Here is an 18,851-nt window from a genome sequence, read left to right on the forward strand (position 1 = left end):
CAAACATTTGTTCGTAGTTTTAATACTTCTTTTTATAAAGAAAAAACAAACATAGTATGTCACCATGTTTGCATCCATTTGATTTTATATCATAAAAACTTCTTTTTTTTGAAGTTATATTATTATAAATCTCTTATTTAATTATAGCAATTAGGTTGCTCAATGCTTATTATTCAATCATCATCTTTTTTATGCAACTCTAATTGGTCGATGATAAGATACCCCGCTAATAATGAAACGACATCTATGAAAATGATCCATTCATTATGAAAGAACCCCTTTTCAACTGATACACCTATTAAAATTAAAGTCAATATTGTACCTACCCATTTGCTTCTTGTTAGCACACTGAATAATATAACAAAAACACATGGGAAAAAGGATGCCAATATATACCAAATCATGGAATTCACCCATTCCTATTATTTAAAATTGCCATTGTTGTTTCACGCAATTCAGATCTTGGTATGAATTTCTCTGTTAGCATCTCTGGGATGATATTCTCGATAAAATCTTGAACTGAGCTAAGATGATCAAATTGCATGATTGTCTCTAGTGACATTTCATAAATTTCAAAAAATAACTGTTCTGGATTACGTTTTTGTATTTCTCCGAAAGTTTCATATAATAAGTCAATTTTATCAGCAACCGACAACAATTGTCCTTCTAAGGAATCATCTTTACCTTCTTGTAATCGCTCACGATAAATAGCTTGATATGGCTCTGGAATTTCCTCATTTATAAAATGGTCTACCATTTCTTCTTCTACTTGAGAAAATAATTTTTTCAATTCTCCACTTGCATATTTCACCGGTGTTTTAATATCGCCAGTAAATATTTCGGCAAAATCATGATTTAATGCTTTCTCATATAAACTTTTCCAATCGACTTCATTACCATGATATTCCTCTACAGTACCTAAATATTGAGCGATTTTTGTCACTTTGAATGAATGAGCAGCGACGTTATGCTCAAAATATTTAAATTTACCCGGCAATCTAATTAATTTTTCCAAATCAGATAAACGTTTAAAATATTGATGTACACCCATGACATCGCCTCCTAGTTTATTAAAAAATGATTATTCTTGATTTTATAATATCATTCAACGCGTTAAATGTCTTATCAATATCATTGAAAAATAATAATCATTTAATTTAACTCATATAATAAAAATAGGTTATATTTCAACGGTATAGTTATCAATGATTTAGGTATAGTCTGGGCGTAGTACAAAAATATTGGATTTGTTTCTATGGCGTTGGTGATTGATGACGCATCAAAAACGATGCAGCTTGAAATACTGCTATAATCGTTTGTTTAAGCTACTCTGCTTGTTATCTATACATTAAAAGTTCGAGATATTTCCTCATATCCCGAACTCTTATTTCGATAGCGTCACTTCAAATCAAATCATTTTTCTTCACAGAAGGATAGATTTTTTTTAGTGAATATAATTATATTGGCCTGTGTTATGGATTGTTCTATATGATTTTTGACCTACACCTTGCCAATTCATTTCAGATACAACAATTGAACCATCTGCATTTTTACTTTCAACAACACCTACATGACCATAGTTGCCTGCAGTACTTTGGAATATAGCACCTACTTCAGGCGTGTTGTTCACTTGATAGCCACTTTGCTGTGCTGCTGAAGCCCAATTATTCGCATTTCCCCATAAGTTTCCAACTGATTTCCCTAATTGTTGTCGACGATCAAAAGCATAATATGTACATTGACCCCAATCATAATAGTTACTACCGTTAGAAGCGTGTGACACTGGGCTATACTGATCATTTGAAGTTACCTGTTCATTTGCAGTTGTATTCGAAACTTGCTGTCTATCCGAAGCGGAATAATCATTGTTCTGCCATGTTTGCGTTGCACTTGGCGTGATATTCCCTGACGTACGCACATTACGTATAGTATTGTTTTCTGCTTTATTGCGTTCGTCATCATTTATTTGTGCTGTTGGTTGAACTGCTTCATGACTGTTAAATATTTGCTGTAATTGGTTATTAAGATGCGCTGAACCTTTTTCTGATACCGCAACTAATTGACCTGGATAAATGACTTCACCTAAATTTGGATTCAATTGATACAATTGGTTCATTGTCATTTGATGTCTTTCAGCAATTGCTTTAATCGTATCTCCATCCTTAACTTCTACAATGTCAGAATCCGGTAATACGATGGTTTCCCCAACTTGAACATAGTCTCTATTCTGTAAGTGATTTAAATTTTGTATTTCTGTCGTAGTAGTTGCAAATGTTTGTGCTATATCTGTCAATTTAGCATCTTCTTTTACTGTGTGTATTTGGTCTGCTGATGCAACATGATTCATACCAAAAAACAAGGCTGCCGAGGTGATAGAAAATGTTAAACCTTTCTTCATTAAGTTTTCATCCTTTACTGTCTTAATTTTAATCAAACATACTATAGCATAATAAAAACAAAGATTTTCTATTGTTATGGTTTTGTAACATAACAGTCAACTTTATATTTCAAACACCTATATTACAAGTCGATAAATACGCCACAAACCTTGCCATTAAAGTATTTAACATGTTTGAGATGATAGATTTCAAAACTTACTCGTAATATTAAAGATTGCATTTTACATATTTAATTAAATATTTATCTATCCTTTATCAAACAAAAAGAGCCAGATCACAATCTGAACTTTTAATAAGATTGCGCGCTGACTCTACATATTTAAATATATCTTTCTTATATTATGTTTCATTAAAATAGCTGTTTAATGGCTACTTAACCTTCATTTTCATGTTGATCCATTTGACTGCGTAAGAATGCTTCAATAAATGGACCAATGTCGCCATCCATAACAGCATCTACTTTACCCGTTTCTTCGTTTGTACGGTGATCTTTAACCATAGCATAAGGATGGAATACGTAAGATCTAATTTGACTACCCCAGCCGATTTCTTTTTGCTCACCACGAATTTCTGCCATTTCTTGTTCTTGCTCTTCAATTTTTAATTGATATAGTTTAGATTTCAATGTTTTCATTGCTGCTTCTCTGTTTTTGATTTGTGAACGTTCGTTTTGGTTATTTACTACGATCCCTGTTGGATGGTGTGTAATTCTAATCGCTGATTCAGTTTTGTTAATGTGTTGCCCACCAGCACCAGAAGCTCTAAACGTATCGACTGTGATATCATCTGGATTAATATCAATTTCAATCTCAGTATTATTGAATTGAGGTATAACATCACATGATGCAAATGATGTATGTCTTCGACCAGATGAATCGAAAGGTGAAATACGCACAAGACGATGCACGCCTTTTTCAGCTTTTAAATAACCATATGCGTTATGTCCCTTAACGATCAGCGTCACACTTTTAACACCTGCTTCGTCACCAGGTAAATAGTCCGCAATTTCGACATTGAATCCTTTCTGCTCACAATAACGTTGATACATTCTCAAGAGCATATTCGTCCAATCCTGTGACTCTGTACCGCCTGCACCTGGATGTAATTCCATGATGGCATTATTCGCGTCATAAGGCCCATCAAGTAATAATTGTAACTCGAACTGATACAATTCATTTTTAAAATCTTGAACGCTTTGCTCTAAATCTTGCTTCATCGTTTCATCATCTTCTTCGAGTAACAAAGCTCTCGTAGTATCCATATCTTCAAGTTCAGACTCTAATGTTCTATATGCATTCACTACTGATTTTAAAGCATTATTCTTATCAATAACGTCCTGAGCCTTTTCTTGGTTATCCCAAAATGTTGAATCGGTCATCATTTCTTCATATTCTTGTATGTTCGTCTCTTTTGCTTCTAAGTCAAAGAGACCCCCTAAGTTGTTCTAGTTTTTCATTATACGCATCTATATTACGTTTTATCTCTGACAATTCCATCATGCATCTCTCCTATGATTATTTGAATGAAATAATAAACTATAACGTATTTCATTTATTTGAAGTTAATAACTCTATTCTACAGAAGTTTGTGGTTTAATTACAACTTTATCTAATTCAAATAAATACCTAACCAAACTTAATTACAAAATAAAACCGAAAGTTAATGACTGCTCATCAAAACTTCCGGTTTTATAACCTGTCACTATGAACTATGCACCGTGACAGTTTTTATATTTTTTCCCACTTCCACAAGGGCAAGGGTCATTTCTACCAATATGTTCATCTTTCACATAAGGTTCTGCTTTAGCTTTTTCTTTACCATCTTCGGCTGAAACGTGCTCTGCTTTACCAAAGTCTGTTGTTTTATCTCTTTCAAGATCATCTTCTACTGAAACAACCGATTTCAAGATATACTTACTAACATCTTCTTCGATATTTTGCATCATCGTATCGAAAAGTTGATGACCTTCATTTTGATAATCGCGTAAAGGATTTTGTTGACCATAAGAACGCAGATGAATACCTTGTCTTAATTGATCCATCGTATCAATATGATCTGTCCAATGCGTATCTATAGAACGAAGTAAAATCATTCGTTCAAATTCATCAAATTGTGTTCCAATTTTTTCTTTTTGGTATTTTAATGCAATTTCAACTTTATTCCAAACGAATTCGAAGATATCCTCGTTGTCTTTACCTTTAATATCTTCAACTTTTATATCGCCTTCATTTAAGAATACATCGTCTACATAGTTAATGAATGGTTCATAATCTGGATCGTCCGCTTCTTCATTTACATAGTAGTTCACGCTTCTTTCAAGTGTTGAGCGTAGCATGTCATTAACTAAACCACCACTTTCATCACTATCGATGATACTATTACGTTCACCATAAATAATTTCACGTTGTTTACGTAAAACATCATCGTATTCAAGTACACGTTTACGTGCGTCGAAGTTATTACCTTCAACACGTTTTTGCGCAGATTCAACCGCACGTGAAACCATTTTAGATTCAATTGGCGTAGAATCATCCATACCTAAACGGTTCATCATGTTTTGCAAACGTTCTGAACCAAAGCGCACCATCAGTTCATCTTGAAGTGATAAGTAGAAACGACTGTCCCCTTTATCACCTTGACGTCCTGAACGACCACGTAATTGATCATCAATACGACGTGATTCATGACGTTCTGTGCCGATAACAGCTAAACCACCAAGTTCTTGAACACCATCACCTAGTTTGATATCCGTACCACGACCAGCCATGTTGGTAGCTATAGTTACTGCGCCTCGTTGACCAGCACCTGCAACAATATCGGCTTCACGTTCATGGTTTTTAGCATTTAAAACATCATGACGCACACCATTTTTCTTCAATAAATTTGAAATGTATTCACTGGTTTCAACTGCAACTGTACCAAGTAATACCGGTTGGCCAGCTTTATGTTTTTCAATAACGTCTTGAACAACTGCATCAAATTTACCTTTTTGGCTAATATAAATTAAGTCTGGTTTATCAACACGTTGCACTGGTTTGTTCGTAGGAATTTGTGTAACCGTCATATTATAAATGTTTCTAAACTCTTCTTCTTCGGTCTTCGCAGTACCTGTCATACCAGATAACTTATTATACATTCTGAAATAGTTTTGGAATGTGATTGAGGCCATTGTTTTAGATTCATTTTGAATTTTCACGCCCTCTTTAGCTTCAATCGCTTGGTGCAAGCCTTCAGAGAAACGACGTCCAGGCATTGTACGACCCGTAAATTGGTCTACAATAAGAACTTCACCGTTATTAACCATGTAGTCAACATCTCTTTGTAATGTCACGTGCGCACGTAGTGCCGTATTGATATGACTGATAACATCTACATTATTTACATCATATAAATTATCAATTTTAAACATGCGTTCTGCTTTATCGATACCTTGTTCAGTTAATTGTACCGCTTTTGTTTTTTCGTCATAATTATAATCATCTTCACTCTTAAGCATTTTTGCAAACACATTTGCTTGTGTATAAAGTGATGTCGATTTCTCTGCTTCACCAGAAATAATTAAAGGTGTACGTGCTTCATCAATTAAGATGGAATCAACCTCATCGATAATCGCAAAGTTTAATGGTCTCATTACACGTTCTTCTGCATAATTTACCATGTTGTCACGCAAGTAATCGAAACCTAATTCATTATTTGTACAATACGTAATATCACACGCATATGCTTCACGTTTTTCAGTAGTTGTTTTACTATTTAAATTTAAACCTACAGAAAGTCCTAAAAATTCATACAGTTCAGCCATTTCTTGACTCTGAACACTTGATAAATATTCATTGACTGTTATGACATGTACACCGCGACCAGTTAACGCATTTAAATATACGGGCATTGTCGCTGTCAACGTTTTACCTTCACCTGTTCTCATTTCGGAAATATCGCCACCATGAATCGCGATACCACCCATAACTTGCACTTTGTAAGGAATCATATTAAACACACGTTTTGACCCTTCTCTTACTAATGCAAATGCTTCTGGTAAAATATCATCCAATATTTTGTTTTGTTTTTTTATATCTTCTTCGCTCTGTAATTTTTCTTGGAATGCGCTTGTTTTGGCTTTAATTTCTTCATCAGTTAATATCGACATATCCTCTTCAAGTGCAAGGACCTTGTCGGCTAATTTACCAAGGCGTTTTATTTCTTTTTTATTGCCATCTGCAATTTTTGATAAAAAACCCATTCTGTTCGCTCCTTTAGCTTTTTAACTCTTCGCTTACAACAATTTATGATATCATCTATAAGCTTAAATTTACACTTATTGACTTGTCTAAAGTGTCTTACATTGAAATTATATTTCTTGTTCACTTACATTTCTATTTATTTTAAAATAATTGATTATAATCTTGTTCAATAAAAATATACACAAATAGCTATATCACTTTCAAATTATTACATAGTAACATAGCAAAAATTAAGCGTCCACGATTTAACATCATCGTGAACGCTATAGTATAAATGCTACTTACCTTACATTAAACGTCTTATTCAGTTGTTTCAATCAAACCATATTTTCCATCTTTTCTTTTATATACAATACTAGTACCGTCTGTTTCACGATCCGTAAAGATGAAGAAATCATGTCCTAATAAATCCATTTGAAGCACTGCTTCTTCAGAATCCATTGGTTTCAAACTGAAATTTTTTGCACGAATAATTTCGATTTCATTATCCGCTTCATTTTCATCATTTTGAATTTCAACTGCTTCTTTTTCTTCTGGTAGTGAAGCAAATGCTTCTTGCTCACCACGATTTCTATTTCTACGATTTACACGTGTTTTGTATTTTCTAACTTGTCTTTCAAGTTTGTTATTAATTAAATCAATACCTGCATACAAATCATCGTTACGTTCTTCAGCTCTTAATGTAACCTTTTTCAATGGAATTGTTACTTCGATTTTAGTAGCTGAGTTTTGATACGTTTTCACTTTAACGTGTGCTGTTGCATTTGGCACATCATTAAAATAACGCTCTAATTTACCAATTTTCTCCTCAATATAGTTGCGAATCGCATCAGTAATAGTGAGGTTCTCTCCGTGAATTTCAAATCTGATCATAATCATCGACTCCTTTAAAACCTCTATATTGGTAATATTGCTTACTAATATAATACCACGTTTAGTCTACCGTGCAAACGTAAACACATCGAATTTTCTGATTTTTCTAACATATACTTTTTCAATCGCATGATGAACCGTTAAGCCAGTAGTATAAATGTCATCCACAAGTAAAATACTTTTATCTTCTAAATTGATATCTTTTGATACTTCAAATGGATTATCAAGTCGCGCTCTATGTAGCTTGCCTAATAATGATTGTTTAGGCCTCACCTTAGTTTGAAGTATAGATTCATATGGTACTCGCAGTTTATCTAACACACAAGTAACTGGATTAAAGGTGCGATTGATATCTCTTTCTACAGGAGATGGAATTGGAATAATTAAATCGTAAGACTGTTTCGGTAGTGTGAGTTGTTCTGCCAAAATTTCACAAATTGCTACATCTTTTAACAATTTGTATTGATGTATCAGTTGTTTCACTACGCCTTTATATTGATAATTACAATATAATTGATTCATTAACGGAAATTTAGCAGCTAAGAACGCACAATCTAGACATTTATGCTCCCCTTGATCAAGTTTTTTTAGACATTTTGAACAACGACCTTCCAATACGATTTTGTTTTCTTCCCATAGTTCTATACAATTTACACATATCTTTACAGGTTTTTTATAAAAATTAAGCGCATCGAACATTTCTGATAACTTGGCATCACATTGTATACACCTAGCCATCAATCCACTCCTTTTTTAGTGCTAACTGATTCATATCTATAATTGCTTTTCGAGCTTTTAACATAGGTAAAGTAATACCTTCATGTAAAAATAATACGAGCCCTGTTGGTTCCTCTATCTTTCTTCCAACTCTACCAGCAATTTGTATTAACGCACTCTTATTAAAAATTTGGCTATTACAGACGATGACATCTAATTTGGCCATGGTAAATCCTCTTTCTAATATTGTTGTAGTAAAAATGACTTGGTATCCCCCATTTCTTAAAGCTTTAACTTTTTCAAATCTTAAGGCATCTTCGCTATATACATAAGTTAATGACGTTATTTCCTTTTTATAGCGATGATATGCTGTTTTCATTAAATTGATATTATCGAAAAACACGAGTGTATAACGCTCTGTTAAGATTTGTTTTTTTAGTATCTTCAGCAATGCATATTGTATTTTATGTTGCTTTAATTTGAAATATTTAAAACGCGGTACAGGCAATGGCTGTCTATGATATCTCGCAGGTAGTGTGATGACATCAGACGGATTCATCTTCTTTAATAAATGTCTAGGAGGTGTGGCCGTCATAAATATATGACAGTGTGTCGCTTTTGATGCATGAGTAATCGCTTCTTGTAATGAATGATCCATTACTAATGGAAATGCATCTACTTCGTCAACAATAATTAAATCAAAATGATGCTTGAATCGATATAATTGATGTACGGTTGAAATGATAAAGTGCCCATCAAAGCGCTGTGTTTGACCTTGGTAAAGTACATCAATCTGTTCTGAAGAAAATGCCTTTTTAATTCTCATACTAATTTCTATCACAACATCTACCCTTGGTGATACAATCGCGACATTATCCCCTCTACTACGCGCATAATGAATACCTTCAAATATCATTTCTGTTTTTCCAGCACCAGTGACTGCATATAAAATTTTAGTTTCATAATCTTTAATTGCCTTTAGAATTGCTATCGATGCAAAAGTTTGTTGTTCAGACAGTTTGAAATCTAACTGATATATGCCCTGAGACGCAACATTTTTAGATTTTGTAATAAATATTGGCTTTACATTATCCATTCTTCCTAAATTGATACAATTTCTACAATAAACTATTTCTTTTTTTAATATAGTTGAATAATAATTATAAAAATGACGCGGTTCTTTCGTATGACATTGCATACACTGCCATTGATTATGTTTTTTTATAATGCCAGTTGAAGTCTTATCAATGATTTCATCGGTCAGTAACGTTTTATCTAACATAAGTCGACCATAATATTTTATTTGCCTTACCTCCAAAAAAAGACATGTAACACCCAATAGGCGTGACATGTCTCTAATTTATTCATTAATTTAATCTGTGCGAATGGTACTTCCAATATACCCTAAACCAATACCACCAGATCCTAAATGTGCAGCAATGACTGGTCCAAAGCTAGAACGATAAATATTGTACTGAGGATAGTTAGTTTCTAATTCTTGTTGAATCCAATCTGAATCTTCAGGAATATCACCCTCAATTACAAATAACGTAACTTCATCTAGATTTTTGACTTCATTTATCACTTTTTCAACCATTTTACGCAAAGCACGTTTTTTAGTTCTTACTTTTTCATCTGGAACAATTTTGCCATCTTCGAACTTTAACACTGGCTTCATCTTCAACATCGTTCCAATCCAAGCTTGCGCACCTGTAATTCGACCACTTTTTTGTAAATTTTTCAAATCATCTACCATGAGTACTGCACCTGTTACTTCACGGATTGCATGTAATGCTTCAATGATAGCTTTAGGCTCATAGCCTTGTTCAATCATTTCTATCGCTTTAAGTACATATCCACCTTCAACCATCGCAGCTAACTTAGAATCAAACGTATGGACATTAATGTCTGAGACCATTTCACCTGCTTGTGTCGCAGTTTGATAGCACCCACTGATTCCAGAAGAAAGAAATACACAAATGACATCTGTATAGCCTTCTTCGCGAAGTTGCTCGAAATTCTCCAGAAAATCTCCAATTGCAGGTTGGCTCGTTGTTGAAATTGTAGCTGAGGTCTTCATACGTTCATAAAATTCGTCTGTTGAAATGGATGCATTCTCAACATAATTCTCACCACTATCAAATGTGACACTAAGTGGTGCAACTTTGATATTATATTTGTCTATTAATGTTTGAGATAGATAACTCGTTGAATCTGTCAAGACAGCAATCTTCATCCTAATCCTCCTCAATTATACTCACAACTATGATACCTTATTTTCAACCAAAAGAAAATTTATTTTTACATTTATGCTTGTATTCAATACAGTGTATAATACAAAGGTAGCGATGATAATAAAAATTATTACAATGGATAAAATCTATAGACATTTGGAGGGTTACACATGGAAGACACAATTATAACGATAAAAGCAGAACATATAATTGAAAATGTAATCAATAAATCTCGTTTTATTGCACATATTAAACCAGTAGAATCAGAAGAAGATGCGAAAGCCTTTATTAATCAAGTGTCTACAAAACACCGTGAAGCAGCACATAATTGTTCTGCATATACAATTGGCGATCAAATGAATATACAAAAAGCCAATGACAATGGTGAACCAAGCGGTACTGCTGGCGTACCAATGTTAGATATTTTAAAAAAATTAGAAATACATAATGCTTGCGTGGTTGTTACACGTTATTTTGGTGGCATTAAACTAGGTGGCGGCGGCCTTATTCGCGCTTATAGTGGTGCCGTTAGAGACGTTATTTACGATATTGGTCGTGTAGAACTTAAACCCGCTATACCTACAACTGTAACCATTAATTATGATTTAACAGGGAAATTCGAATATGAACTTGAAAGCACGTCCTATTTATTACGTGATCAAAGTTATACAGACAAAGTAAGTTATCAAATAGATGTTGTCGCGTCTGACTATGATGAATTTATTGCATTTTTAAATAGAACAACGTCTGGTAATTATGATTTAGTAGAAGGCGAAGTCATGAGGTTACCGTTTGATATACCAACAGATTAAATATAAATGATAGATATATGTCTTATTTTACAAGTACTTAAACAAACCGAATCGTACAAAAAAACCGACAAGTCAGTAACCTCTGACTTGTCGGTTTTATAGTTTCACAATTTCATTGCTATCACTGTTCATCTTTATTATGCTCTTTATTTTCTATTAATTTCAATAGAGGTCTGTAATCATCATCAATTAATCCTGTAAATTCTACAATCAATTCAATTGTAATGAATATGAGTATGAGCATCATGAATACACCCCAAGGTTGGGATAAGTATAATATAATACTAGAGAGACTAAACAGTATCGCAATTGAATATATCAATAACACGGTTTGTCGATGCGAATAGCCTAATTCTAAAAATTTATGATGCAAATGAGATTTATCGGCCTGCATAATATGTTGACCTTTCTTCACTCGACGTATCATAGCGAATAGTGTATCGATAAATGGTACTGCTAAAATAACGATTGGGAAGAATAAGGATACAAACGTAATGTTTTTAAACCCGAGTAATGATAGAAAGCCTACAATAAATCCAACTAATAGTGCGCCACTGTCACCTAAAAAGATTTTTGCTGGATGGAAATTGAAGAATAAAAATCCTAAAAGTGCACCTATCAATACACTACATATCATTATAATAAATATATTGGCTTGTAATATTGCTATAAAGCCAATTGTCATCAGTGCAATCATTGAAACGCCTGACGCTAGACCATCTAATCCATCGATTAAATTTATCGCATTCGTAATGGCAACAATCCAAATGACCGTTATTGGAATACCAAATATACCAAAATGTATCGTTGGACCAATAGGTAATGAAATAAAGTCAATTGTAACACCATAGTAAACAACGACTAACGCCGCAATTACTTGGCCGAGTAATTTCATAATTGGTTTTAAGTCATAGATATCATCTATCAAACCAACCAAATAGATTAATACAGATCCAATAACAAGCGGTTTGACCTCAGTTTCTATAGGATGTCCAAGCCAAATTCCAACTAAAAACGATAAGAGTATCACAGTTCCACCAAGTACTGAAATAGGTTTAGTATGTACCTTTCTAAAATTCGGTTGATCTACAATCCCTAATTTATGAGAAACTTTTATGACTATTGGTGTAAGTATTAAACTGACTATCATTGAAAAAATGATTAGTAATAATGTATACATCAGTTCACCTTCATTAATATGGTTCTTAATTATTTTAAATTTCAAAGTCTATGTTGAAAATATTTGTTTCATTAAATTGTGAATTCACTTCAAAAATGACTATTTTAATACTTCCTAATAAAAATATAGTCTCATTACACAATTGATATTTTTACATAACTTTATAATACCTTATACGCTTTTACTTATACAACTAGAAGTGCGATAATAAATGCGTTATATTTAGGGATATTATTTATTAAATCAATTTTAGTGAATTTTTAATTTTTCACTAAAAAATAATTTTAACATGAATATTAAGTGAATGTTAGAATTTTCTATTCACCCCATGATGACAAATTGTAAGTTTTCACTTACAATAACTAAGTGTTTATTTAAAGGAGTGTAAAGTAAAAATGTTTGAAGCTATTATCTATAATATTTCTGTTACCGTAGCTGGAATTTATTTATTCCATCGTCTACAATACTCAGAAAATAGAATTATGGTATTTTCAAAAGAATATGTCACTGTTTTAATGACGATAGTAGCGCTTTTACTATCTGCGTACCCTGTCCCAATATTCAATGAGTATACACTCTATTTATCCTTTGTACCTATCCTATTTTTAGGTAGATATACGAATATGTTTTACACTGTTCTATCCGCCTTTATTGTCGGCTTAGTCAATGTTCTGATTGGGGATTATACAATAATTACTGCTATGATATTTATCGTAATAGCAGGCATCATTGGTGCGATAGGTCCATTCTTAAAACAAAGTGATATCATTTCATTGCAAATACTAAATGTCATTGCATTAGTTATTTTTGCAATTTTATCATTAATCAGCCCATATTACGAGATTACAGAAGTCTTATTTTTAATTCCGATTTCATTTGTCTTAACAATAACTTCGTCTATTACCTTTGTTGATATTTGGCATTTCTTCTCATTAGTCAATCGATATGAGAACGAAGATAAAGTAGATTACTTAACTGGATTAGGTAATGTTAAAGAATTCGATAGACATTTAAATGAAACAGCTCGTTTATCTGAAGAAAATAACCAAAGTTTAGGTTTATTACTGATTGATATCGACGGTTTCAAAGATGTGAACGATATGTATTCACATAAATCGGGCGACGCTGTACTCAGACAAGTGGCTCAATTACTTAAAAACTATGTGCCACAACAGTTTAGTATTTATCGTAATGGAGGTGAAGAATTTTCTATTGTTTTGTATGATTATACTTTAGACCAATGTGTCAAATTAAGTGAGAGTATTCGTGGCGGTGTAGAACAATCTACATTCCATTTACCAAACAAAGAAGTCATTAAATTATCCGTATCTATTGGCGTTGGATACTTGACAACAGATGATTACAAATCACAACGAAAAGTGTTTAAAATTGCTGACGATATGTTGCATATGGCTAAAAACGAAGGCCGTAACCAAGTCATGTTTAACCCAATTGTTAAATTATAGGGAGTGGGACTTTACATTTTCAATGCAGCCACCTATCGCCTAAATGAAAAAGAGTTTGAGACATCTATTTTTGTCTCAAACTCTTTTTTCGTAAAAATAAATGTAACGTTTCTTTCACCTACCATGCCCTTCACACAGCGCGATTCATCCATATGTTTTACTTTTTCTAAATAAAGTTTCAATTAAAGCATTGAATAAGTATAGTAATGAAAATGAGTTTGTTACAATATATAATGTTATATAAAACATTAATTATCGTAAGATACGCTATTGAAAGTTTTTATTCGACAATGTAAACTTTCAATTGTTCTATTAACAATTCAGGAGGTGCGAAGCTATGTCAGATTCAATTACCATCATTGATGAAGATAAAGTCATTGATGTCGTATTAATCGCAGGCAGAATTTTACTAGAAAGCGGTGCTGAAACGTATCGTGTTGAAGATACAATGACAAGAATCGCTGCAAGTTATGGTTTAGATGATACATATAGCTTTGTAACATCAACTGCAATCATTTTTTCGTTAAATAATCGTACAAATACACGACTCATTAGAATTCGTGAACGTACTACAGATTTAGAAAAAATTGCATTAACAAATAGTTTGTCTCGTAAAATATCTAGTAACAAGCTTGATATTGATCAAGTAAAATCTGAACTTATCCATTTACACCATGCTTCCTTGCAGTATTCATCAATTACCAATTTTGTTGCAGCAGCAATTGCCTGTGGCTTTTTCCTATTTATGTTTGGTGGCGTCATTAATGATTTTATATTTGCAATTATCGCTGGTGCTGGTGCCTTTTTAACTTTCAGCTATGTACAACGCTATATTCAAATTAAATTCTTTTCTGAATTTATCAGTGCAGCTGTTGTTATAGCTATCGCTGCTTTCTTCACTAAAATAGGTTGGGCACACAACCAAGATATCATAACCATTGCCGGTGTTATGCCCTTAGTACCCGGTATATTGATTACAAATGCAATTCGTGATCTAATGGCTGGTGAATTAATTGCAGGCATGTCACGTGGCGTTGAAGCTGCACTAACCTCATTTGCAATTGGTGCCGGTGTTGCCATCGTCTTATTAATCTTTTAGAAAAGGAGTGCTGATAATGTTCATTGTTTATTACTTTTTACAGTTTATGATTAGCTTTTTCGCATCAATGTTATTTTCTATTCTTTTTAATGCACCTAGACGCCTCCTTTTAGCCTGTGGTTTTGTTGGTGCCATGGGATGGATTATTTATAAATTATCCTTTGATGCTGATTTAGGTAAAGTGTTAGCGTCATTTTTAGGTAGTTTTATTTTAGCAATTATGAGTCATGTCATGAGTAGACGTTATAAACGTCCTGTTATTATCTTTATCGTTCCAGGAATTATACCTCTTGTACCTGGTGGTTTAGCTTACGAAGCCACACGTTTTCTTGTAAGTAATCAGTATACGCATGCGGTGAATACCTTCCTTGAGGTCACGTTAATCTCTGGAGCTATTGCATTCGGTATATTATGTGCTGAAATCATTTATTATATCTATACACGTGTTAAACAGCATTATGGTAAAATGAAAGGCAAAACATATAAAAAATCTTATAATATAAATAATAGAGCTTAAGGGGTGTTTTTAAATGAAACAAGACATAATTGATCGACTTACAAGATATGTAACAATCGACACACAATCCAATCCAGAATCTACAACGACGCCTTCAACTGAGAAACAATGGGATTTATTAAATTTATTAAACGATGAATTGACTGATTTGGGATTAGAAACAGATATTGACGAACAAGGTTACTTATTTGCTACTTTAGACAGTAATGTAGACATCGATTTACCTACTGTCGGATTTTTGGCACATATTGATACTTCACCTGACTTCAACGCGTCTCATGTAAATCCTCAAATTATTGACAACTATGATGGGACACCGATTCAATTAGGTAAGACGAACCGTACATTAAGCCAAGATGTATTCCCTGCTATGAAAAACGTTGAAGGTCATACATTAATGATTACAGATGGTACTTCTTTGTTAGGTGCTGACGATAAAGCCGGTGTAGTTGAAATTATGGAAGCTTTAAAATACTTAACTTCACATCCTGAAATTAAACACGGTAAAATTCGCGTAGCCTTTACGCCCGATGAAGAAATTGGAAGAGGTCCACATGAATTTGATGTAGAACGTTTTAATGCTGATTTCGCATACACGATGGATGGTAGTGAGTACGGAGAATTACAGTATGAAAGCTTTAATGCTGCAGAAGCGATCGTGACATGCCATGGCGTGAACGTTCATCCTGGATCAGCGAAAGATGCTATGATAAACGCTGTATTATTAGGTCAGCAATTTAATGCTTTATTACCACAAAATGAAGTTCCAGAAAGAACGGAAGGTTATGAAGGATTTTATCATTTAATGAAAATAAATGGCGATGTTGAAAAAACAACCTTACAATATATTATTCGTGATCATGATAGAAACGAATTTGAATTACGTAAAAAACGTCTCGTCGAAATAAAAAATGATATTAACTCACATTTCGAAGATGAACCTATTGAAGTAGAAATTAATGACCAATATTACAATATGGGTGAAAAAATCGAACCTAACCCACACGTGATTGATATACCTAAACGTGTTTTCGAAAAATTAGGCATTCCAGCAAATACCGCACCAATACGCGGTGGTACTGATGGTTCTCAACTTTCATATATGGGACTACCTACACCAAACATTTTCACAGGTTGTGACAATTTCCATGGACCATTCGAATACGCGTCTATTGATGTCATGGAAAAAGCAGTACAAGTTGTAGTCGGTATAGCTGAAGAAGTTGTAAATACTTACGATAAGTAAGTAATACTAAAAGTAGTTGTTTTTACTTTTAAACATGTAGCGCCTATGACACAAATACAAAAAATAGAGCTAATCCGATATGGATTAGCTCTATTTTTATTACTTTGAACATGGCCACATATCTAAAATATACATCCTGTCAGTATACGCCCCATTATGCAACTAATCTAAGTATTAGTTCCTGATTAAATTGCTATAAATGGTAGTTTATACGACTTAAAATAAGATATGCTTGTTTCACTTTACGTTTAATTTGTACTGAATTGTGTTTTCAGTAATTTAATTGCCTGAACTGTATAATGTCTAATTTGAATCCCCATTTTAAAATCAGTAAAACTTTCAGGCATTTCAATAAATGTATTAAACATTGATGTAACACCCATTGATTCAAATAAATCAAATTTATCTGGTGTTGCACAAATTGCAATCGATGGTTTGTCATATTTCGTAGCTAACTCTGCAAGGCGAACAGTTGTAGTTTCTAATATTTGGTCTTCTTCATTGACACCTTCTCCAAAAATAATTAAATCCGCCTGTTTAATCAATGAATCTAAATGTGTTATTTGGTCAACTAATGCATGACTTGTCATAATTTCTGCATCAAAAAGCGCTTTTAGCACTGCAGCAATACCGCCTCCTGCACCACCTCTTTGAATCGGTCCAAGCGCGAGTTTGAGTTCGCTTTTAAATATTTCACTTAAATACCAAATTAAATTATCAATTTCTGCTGCATTTTCTCTACTTAAACCATAAGTTTCATAGGTTTGCATAATCTCACTATGTTTACCATATAATTTACTATCAAAATCTGACATTACTTGAAAACGAACATCTTTTAATTTTGAGTTTAATGCAGAAGTATCTATTTTTCGAATGTACTTCAACATACGACTACCTTCACGCATATCAACTTCTTGAGCTTCATCATCATAAAATTTAGCACCTAAGGCCTGTAACATGCCTGCACCACCATCAAAACTTGCGATACCGCCTAATGATATAACAATATGGTCTGCATCATTTTCAAGTGCATCAGCAATGATTTCACCCATACCAAAACTCGTGCGCTCATTTATCGGTTTTTGACCACTTAAAAATAAATTACCTTCAATCACAGTCATACCACTATCTGTAATACCGTAAATGGCTTCTACTTCATTCATATCAGCATCATGTGTAGGCACTCTATATTTGGTTCCTGATTGCCATAAAAAGACAGAATCCATTAATTCATGGCGTCCGTTAAACAATGGCACTTGAACGATATCTGCTTTCTCAATTTGGCTTGCTACCGCTTCTTCCACATAGCGGTTTGCTTGATAACTCGAAATAATTCCATTAAATTCATCCATCGCCACTAAAACTTTCATATTGTCACCTCAAGTATTTTATCAATTCATTTTTGTATTTTTGTATAATGAAACATAAACTATTATAAAGTCATTTTCAACCAGATTGAACCACAAAAATTTGTGGTCTTGGTTAATGAAGTAGGCAACAGATAAATATGTTGGCCATCGTCTGCGAAGTCTATTTATAGCATGTGTTAGCTATCCTAACCTCACTACCTGTATCTATAAGTAGCCACATATAGTCATTCCCAATAAAGTAGTAGTCTATATTTCATATTCAACTATTTATTATACATGTCAGATGAACATTTTTCACATTATAAGAAACGCTTGCTAATCACTTTCATTTAGAGAAGCGGTTAACAAGCGTTTTTTTGCATATTCTGTTATGTTTTACTCTTCAGCGTTAGCTAAAGTCGTAACGTTAATATCACTGTGACTCGCATTCCAAATCGCCTGTCCCTTAACAAAATAAAATGCTTGTGGCGATTCATGTTTTACATTTGTTTTTTCTTCTATATAATTCGATAAGTCTCTTTCTTGTTGCACAATTAAATAATAACCATCCATATCACGTTCATATAAGAATTTATTAAATTGATCCATTGCATTTGCTGAAATTGGGCACGTTTCACTGTGCTTCAATACAAATACATAATTATTTTCTTTTATAATTTGCTCAAACTGGTCAATCGAACTCAGCTTTATAGCCATT

17 protein-coding genes are annotated in these 18,851 nt (G+C 33.2%); 5 read left to right on the top strand and 12 right to left on the bottom strand.

From position 1 onward, the window contains the following. Window positions 1-173 precede the first annotated feature (173 nt). The 9 genes from ACM6UH_RS10935 to fakB1 form a co-directional block, all read right to left on the bottom strand. Window positions 174-404: a CsbA family protein gene (locus ACM6UH_RS10935; protein WP_041784833.1), complete on the bottom strand. Its 231-nt coding sequence runs from the start codon at window positions 402-404 to the stop codon at window positions 174-176. 5 nt (window positions 405-409) lie between these two features. Then, a complete protein-coding gene (locus ACM6UH_RS10940; protein WP_002483903.1) occupies window positions 410-1,051 on the bottom strand; it encodes a YfbR-like 5'-deoxynucleotidase in 642 nt (213 codons plus the stop codon). Between the two features lie 393 nt (window positions 1,052-1,444). Then, the gene (locus ACM6UH_RS10945) at window positions 1,445-2,398 is read right to left on the bottom strand and encodes a COG3942 and LysM peptidoglycan-binding domain-containing protein (RefSeq protein ID WP_048787437.1); all 954 of its coding nucleotides are present in this window, start codon (window positions 2,396-2,398) and stop codon (window positions 1,445-1,447) included. Between the two features lie 374 nt (window positions 2,399-2,772). After that, window positions 2,773-3,895, bottom strand: a protein-coding gene (prfB, locus tag ACM6UH_RS10950; protein WP_104010419.1) for a peptide chain release factor 2 whose coding sequence is annotated in 2 segments (ribosomal slippage) — window positions 2,773-3,822 and window positions 3,824-3,895 — 1,122 coding nt in all. Because the reading frame shifts where the segments join, the coding sequence is not laid out codon by codon here. A gap of 212 nt (window positions 3,896-4,107) precedes the next feature. Then, a complete protein-coding gene (gene secA / locus ACM6UH_RS10955; RefSeq protein WP_048787435.1) occupies window positions 4,108-6,639 on the bottom strand; it encodes a preprotein translocase subunit SecA in 2,532 nt (843 codons plus the stop codon). Between the two features lie 301 nt (window positions 6,640-6,940). After that, window positions 6,941-7,513, bottom strand: a complete 573-nt coding sequence (gene hpf, locus ACM6UH_RS10960) for a ribosome hibernation-promoting factor, HPF/YfiA family (protein WP_011303632.1) — start codon at window positions 7,511-7,513, stop codon at window positions 6,941-6,943. Window positions 7,514-7,579: 66 nt separating this feature from the next. Then, the gene (locus ACM6UH_RS10965) at window positions 7,580-8,251 is read right to left on the bottom strand and encodes a ComF family protein (protein WP_048787434.1); all 672 of its coding nucleotides are present in this window, start codon (window positions 8,249-8,251) and stop codon (window positions 7,580-7,582) included. Then, window positions 8,244-9,512: a DNA/RNA helicase gene (locus tag ACM6UH_RS10970; RefSeq protein WP_047502711.1), complete on the bottom strand. Its 1,269-nt coding sequence runs from the start codon at window positions 9,510-9,512 to the stop codon at window positions 8,244-8,246. Before ACM6UH_RS10970 ends, ACM6UH_RS10965 begins: the two co-directional genes overlap by 8 nt. Window positions 9,513-9,602: 90 nt before the next feature. Next, window positions 9,603-10,466, bottom strand: coding sequence for a fatty acid kinase binding subunit FakB1 (gene fakB1, locus ACM6UH_RS10975; protein WP_047502713.1), 864 nt, complete (start codon window positions 10,464-10,466; stop codon window positions 9,603-9,605). Window positions 10,467-10,634: 168 nt separating this feature from the next. Between fakB1 and ACM6UH_RS10980 the strand changes: the two genes are divergently transcribed. Beyond that, window positions 10,635-11,276: a YigZ family protein gene (locus tag ACM6UH_RS10980; protein WP_011303635.1), complete on the top strand. Its 642-nt coding sequence runs from the start codon at window positions 10,635-10,637 to the stop codon at window positions 11,274-11,276. Window positions 11,277-11,397: 121 nt separating this feature from the next. Here ACM6UH_RS10980 and ACM6UH_RS10985 read toward each other — a convergent pair whose 3' ends face one another. Continuing rightward, window positions 11,398-12,456, bottom strand: a complete 1,059-nt coding sequence (locus tag ACM6UH_RS10985; RefSeq protein WP_002483912.1) for a glycosyltransferase family 4 protein — start codon at window positions 12,454-12,456, stop codon at window positions 11,398-11,400. A 395-nt stretch (window positions 12,457-12,851) separates the two neighbouring features. Here ACM6UH_RS10985 and gdpS point away from each other — a divergent pair, with 395 nt between their 5' ends. The 4 genes from gdpS to pepT all read left to right on the top strand — a co-directional run bounded on the left by gdpS (window position 12,852) and on the right by pepT (window position 16,784). Next, window positions 12,852-13,922: a GGDEF domain-containing protein GdpS gene (gdpS, locus tag ACM6UH_RS10990; RefSeq protein WP_011303636.1), complete on the top strand. Its 1,071-nt coding sequence runs from the start codon at window positions 12,852-12,854 to the stop codon at window positions 13,920-13,922. Between the two features lie 337 nt (window positions 13,923-14,259). Continuing rightward, complete coding sequence (locus ACM6UH_RS10995) at window positions 14,260-15,021, top strand: threonine/serine exporter family protein (protein ID WP_047502716.1); 762 nt, start codon at window positions 14,260-14,262, stop codon at window positions 15,019-15,021. A gap of 16 nt (window positions 15,022-15,037) precedes the next feature. After that, window positions 15,038-15,538, top strand: coding sequence for a threonine/serine exporter family protein (locus ACM6UH_RS11000; RefSeq protein ID WP_011303638.1), 501 nt, complete (start codon window positions 15,038-15,040; stop codon window positions 15,536-15,538). A 13-nt stretch (window positions 15,539-15,551) separates the two neighbouring features. Further along, complete coding sequence (gene pepT, locus ACM6UH_RS11005; protein ID WP_011303639.1) at window positions 15,552-16,784, top strand: peptidase T; 1,233 nt, start codon at window positions 15,552-15,554, stop codon at window positions 16,782-16,784. Window positions 16,785-17,032: 248 nt separating this feature from the next. Here the strand turns inward: pepT and ACM6UH_RS11010 are convergent, their stop codons facing one another. Further along, entirely contained in the window at window positions 17,033-18,154 is a 1,122-nt protein-coding gene (locus ACM6UH_RS11010) for a glycerate kinase (RefSeq protein WP_002483917.1), read from the bottom strand. A gap of 375 nt (window positions 18,155-18,529) precedes the next feature. Then, window positions 18,530-18,850 carry a bacillithiol system redox-active protein YtxJ gene (ytxJ, locus tag ACM6UH_RS11015; RefSeq protein WP_011303640.1) on the bottom strand — a complete coding sequence of 107 codons (321 nt, stop codon included), beginning with the start codon at window positions 18,848-18,850 and terminating at the stop codon, window positions 18,530-18,532. Window position 18,851: the final 1 nt, after the last annotated feature.

This window comes from Staphylococcus sp. LKG4-2 (assembly GCF_050955665.1).
Classification (GTDB): Bacteria; Bacillota; Bacilli; order Staphylococcales; family Staphylococcaceae; genus Staphylococcus; species Staphylococcus saprophyticus.